Raw genomic sequence first — 4,217 nt, forward strand, 5'->3', positions numbered from 1 at the left:
GACGGTGGAGCCGAAGCGCTTGGCGATGCCGAGCGCCTCGACCACGGGAGCCGTCTCAGCGCGCATCGGAGTTGTTGCCCCACAGCGACTTGTCGTCGTACCTGACGCTCCGCACGTCGCCGAACGTCGCGCCGTCACGGGTCACCAGCGGCGCGGACAGCTGGTCCTCCATGAGGCCCGGCCGCACCTGGATGATCGTGCTGTCGTGGTCGGTCCTGCCCGGCTTGTGCTTCTTGCCGCCGATCGCGTCCTTGACGTACTGGAGCGCCCACTTCGCGTACAGGTCCGCCGGCTGGGAGACCGTCGCGTCGATGCTGCCCTCGGCGATGTCCTTCAGCTCCTCCGGGATGCCGTCGTTGGACACCACGAACACGTGCCTGGGGTCGTCCGGCGCGACGAGCAGCCCGCGCTGGCGCAGGATCTGCAGCGTGCCGGGCAGTGCGAAGCTCGACTGCATGTACACGCCCCTGATGTCCGGGTGCGCGGTCAGGTCGGTCTGGAGCTTCTGGGAGGCGGTGTTGGCGTCCCAGTTCGTGGCCTCGCCGAACACCTGGATCTTCGGGAAGTCCTTCTTCATGCAGTCGTTGAACGCCTCGGTGCGGTCGCGGCCGTTGATCGAGGCGAGGTCGCCCTGCAGCATCACGACCTTGCCCGCGCCGTCGAGCCTGGCGCCGAGGAACTGGCACGCCTTCTCGCCGTACGCGCGGTTGTCGGCCCGCACCACCATGTAGACGTCGCCGGCCTCGGGGCGGGTGTCCACGCTCACGACGGGGATCTTCTTGCCGGCCAGCTGTTTGAGCGCCGGGGTGATGGCGGCCGTGTCCTGCGGTGCCATCACGACGCCCTTGACGCCCTGGCTGATGAACGTCTGCACGTTCGAGGTCAGGTTGGCGACGTCGTTCTGGGAGTTGGTGGTCTTGAGGTCGAGCCCGAGGTCCTTGCCGTACTTCGGGACATAGCCGATGTAGGAGTTCCAGAAGTCCGTGTCCGACCGGGGGTAGTCGACGCCGACGGTCGAGCCGCCGCTTCCGGTGTTCCCGCACGCGGCGAGCACGGCCACCGTCGATAACGCGAGCAGGCCCGCGCCAAGGTCGCGGAGTCTCATTCCGCACACTCCTTTGTGTCTGCTGTGCAATCAGGCCCGCGGCCGCGGGCGTAGGTCCCGTCTGCCGGCACCGGGGACAGCCACGGTCATCCGGCCACCGCCACCGCCCACTCGGCCCCGTCCGGGAAGCTGTAGCGGGTCACCGACTCCGGATGCAGCCGCGCGCCCAGGCCCGGCGTGCGGGGTGCGAGGTAGTGACCGCGCCGGATCACCACCGGGTCGACGAAGTGCTCGTGCAGGTGGTCGACGTACTCGACGACGCGGTCCTCGGTGGTGCCGCTGACGGCCACGTAGTCGAACATCGCCAGGTGCTGGACCATCTCGCACAACCCGACCCCGCCCGCGTGCGGGCACACCGGCACCCCGAACTTGGCCGCCAGCAACAGGATCGCGACGTTCTCCGTGACCCCCGCGACACGGCTCGCGTCCAGCTGCAGGATGTCGATCGCGCCGGCCTGCAGCAGCTGCTTGACCATCACCGTGTTGTGCGTGTGCTCGCCGGTCGCGACCTTGATCGGCGCGACCGCCCTGCGGATGGCGGCGTGGCCGAGGACGTCGTCGGGTGAGGTGGGCTCCTCGATCCAGTACGGGTCGTACGGCGCGAGCGGGCGCAGCCACTCGATGGCCTGCGGCACGCCCCAGGCCTGGTTGGCGTCGACCGCGATCCGCACGTCCGGTCCCACCGCGGCCCGCGCGATCCGCAGCCGCCGCTCGTCGGCCGCCTGGTCGACACCGACCTTCAGCTTGATCTGCGTGAACCCCTCGGCGACCGCCTCCTTCGCGAGGCGGACCAGCTTGTCGTCGGTGTAGCCGAGCCAGCCGGGGGTCGTGGTGTACGCGGGATAGCCGTGGTCGAGCAGGTGGGCCCTGCGCTCGGCGCGGCCCGGTGCCGCGGCGTGGAGGATGTCGAGCGCCTCGGCCGGGGTCAGCGCGTCCACCAGGTACCGGAAGTCCACGAGGGACACCAGCTCCTCGGGCGTCAGGTCCGCCAGCAGCTCCCAGACCGGCTTGTTCTCCTGCCGGGCCCGCAGATCCCACACGGCGTTCACCACCGCGGCCGCCGCCATGTGGATCACGCCCTTCTCCGGGCCCAGCCACCGCAGCTGGCTGTCGCCGGTGAGCCGGGCCGAGAACGCGCCGAGGTCACCGAACACGGCGGCGACCGGCAGCCCGACCACCAGCGGTGCGAGCGAGCGGACCGCCGCGACCGTGAGCTCGTTGCCGCGGCCCACCGTGAACGCGAGGCCGAAGCCCTGCCGACCGGCGCTCGTGCGCACGGTGACGTAGGTGGCCGAGTAGTCCGGCTCCGGGTTCATGGCGTCCGACCCGTCCAGCTCGCGGGAGGTCGGGAAACGCACATCCACCGCGTCGACCGCGGCGATGAGTTCTGTCACGGGGTAGTCCACCTCGACTCGCCAGGACCAGAAACAACATATGTATATGTAGTTGAGGTCAGGGAGAAAGTCCAGACTTCCCTGCGTTTCGTCGCGATCCGGCCATTTGGCCGCGACAGACGTATGAGGACTAGGTAGGCGAGGATTGCAGACGTCACATGTCTGCGGGTACGGTCGCCGCGTGTCACTCACCGACGAGGCGATCGCCCGCATCCGGGCACTGATCCAGTCCGGGCAGCTGCCGCCGGGCTCGCGGCTGCCGCCCGAGCAGCAGCTGGCGGCGGAGCTGGGCATCTCCCGCTCTCCCATGCGCGAGGCGGTGAAGGCACTCGCCGTCGCCCGGGTGCTCGACGTCCGGCGCGGGGACGGCACCTACGTCACGAGCCTGGAGCCCGCGGTGCTGCTCGAGGGCCTGGGGCTGGCCGTGGAACTCATGCACGGCAACACGTTGCTGGAGCTGACCGAGGTGCGCAGGCTGTTCGAGCCGGTCGCCACCGGCCTCGCCGCCGAACGCATGTCGGCCGACCACCTCGCGGAGATCCGCGGCCACCTGGAGGCCATGCGGGCCGCGGCCGACGACGTCGAGCTGCTCAACAAGCACGACGCCGCGTTCCACCGCGCCGTCGTCGCGGCCACCGGCAACGAGACCCTCACCACGCTGCTCGACGGAATCGCCAGCGGGACCTTCCGCGCCCGGGTGTGGCGCGGCATGGTCGAGGCGAGCGCCACCGACCGCACGCTCGCCGAGCACGAGGCCATCTTCGACGCGCTCGCCGACGGCGACGCCGCGCTCGCGCGGGCCGCCGCGCTCATGCACATCACCACGACCGAACGCTGGCTGCGCCGCGTGCACGACACCCGCCTGAGCACGGCCACCGAGGAGACCGATGAGATTCCAGCGACGGGGACCTGAGGGCGCCGAACGGCCCGTGGTGCTCGACGAACAGGGCCGGGCCCTCGACCTGTCGCCGGTCACGGCCGACATCGACGGCGCGTTCCTGGCCGGGAACGGGATCGCGGCCGCCCGCGACGCGCTGCCCACCCTGTCCGAGGTGGACACGACCGGTCTGCGGGTCGGGCCGCCGGTGACGCGGCCGGGCAAGGACGTGCGGCACGTGGTGTGGTACCTCAGTCAGTTCATGGTGCTCGACCTCGGCGATGTCGTGAACACCGCCACCCCGGCCGGGGTGGCCTTCGGCGCCAACGACTTCCCGTATCTCCGCGCCGGTGACGTGGTCGAGGTGGAGATCGACCGGCTCGGTCGCCAGCGCCACGTGGTCGGGCACGCATGAGCGCCACCGGCCGGATCGGGCTCGGCACCGCGTCGATCGGCGACCTGTACGAGGAGCTGGACGACCACACCGCCGAAGCGACGCTGGAAGCGGCGTGGGAGGCGGGCACCCGCTACTTCGACATCGCGGCCTCGCGTACCCGGCGCTCGCGAAGCTGCGGGCGGACGGCGCGGTGGGCACGATCGGCGTCGGCATGAACAGGCGGAGATGCTCACCCGGTTCGTCGCCGAGACCGACATCGACGCCGTGCTCGTCGCCGGCCGGTACACGCTGCTAGACCGCACGGCCGAGGCGCGGCTGCTGCCGCTGTGCGTCGAGCGCGGGGTGGCGTGGTCGTCGGCGGCGTGTTCAACAGCGGTGTCCTCGCGGCCCCCGGCCCGGACGCGCACTTCGACTACGGGCCGGTGCCGCCGCGGATCCGCCGCC

The 4,217-nt window shown here is 70.9% G+C and carries 5 protein-coding genes; 3 read left to right on the forward strand and 2 right to left on the reverse strand.

Annotation, left to right across the window (positions count from 1 at the left end):
• Positions 1–55 precede the first annotated feature (55 nt).
• Both ACJ73U_RS02290 and ACJ73U_RS02295 read right to left on the reverse strand, forming a co-directional pair.
• The gene (locus tag ACJ73U_RS02290) at positions 56–1,105 is read right to left on the reverse strand and encodes a sugar ABC transporter substrate-binding protein (RefSeq protein ID WP_407775806.1); all 1,050 of its coding nucleotides are present in this window, start codon (positions 1,103–1,105) and stop codon (positions 56–58) included.
• Positions 1,106–1,191: 86 nt separating this feature from the next.
• The gene (locus tag ACJ73U_RS02295) at positions 1,192–2,499 is read right to left on the reverse strand and encodes an enolase C-terminal domain-like protein (protein WP_407775807.1); all 1,308 of its coding nucleotides are present in this window, start codon (positions 2,497–2,499) and stop codon (positions 1,192–1,194) included.
• A gap of 181 nt (positions 2,500–2,680) precedes the next feature.
• Between ACJ73U_RS02295 and ACJ73U_RS02300 the strand changes: the two genes are divergently transcribed.
• Genes ACJ73U_RS02300 through ACJ73U_RS02310 form a run of 3 tightly spaced genes read left to right on the forward strand, consistent with a single transcriptional unit; the run spans position 2,681 to position 3,988 of the window.
• Entirely contained in the window at positions 2,681–3,412 is a 732-nt protein-coding gene (locus tag ACJ73U_RS02300; protein WP_407775808.1) for a FadR/GntR family transcriptional regulator, read from the forward strand.
• Positions 3,387–3,791, forward strand: coding sequence for a fumarylacetoacetate hydrolase family protein (locus ACJ73U_RS02305; RefSeq protein WP_407775809.1), 405 nt, complete (start codon positions 3,387–3,389; stop codon positions 3,789–3,791). Before ACJ73U_RS02300 ends, ACJ73U_RS02305 begins: the two co-directional genes overlap by 26 nt.
• Positions 3,788–3,988 carry an aldo/keto reductase gene (locus ACJ73U_RS02310; protein ID WP_407775810.1) on the forward strand — a complete coding sequence of 67 codons (201 nt, stop codon included), beginning with the start codon at positions 3,788–3,790 and terminating at the stop codon, positions 3,986–3,988. The genes ACJ73U_RS02305 and ACJ73U_RS02310 overlap by 4 nt, the downstream gene beginning before the upstream one ends.
• Positions 3,989–4,217: the final 229 nt, after the last annotated feature.

Origin of the sequence: Actinophytocola sp., from assembly GCF_045807065.1 — a bacterium.
Lineage (GTDB): Bacteria > Actinomycetota > Actinomycetes > Mycobacteriales > Pseudonocardiaceae > Actinophytocola.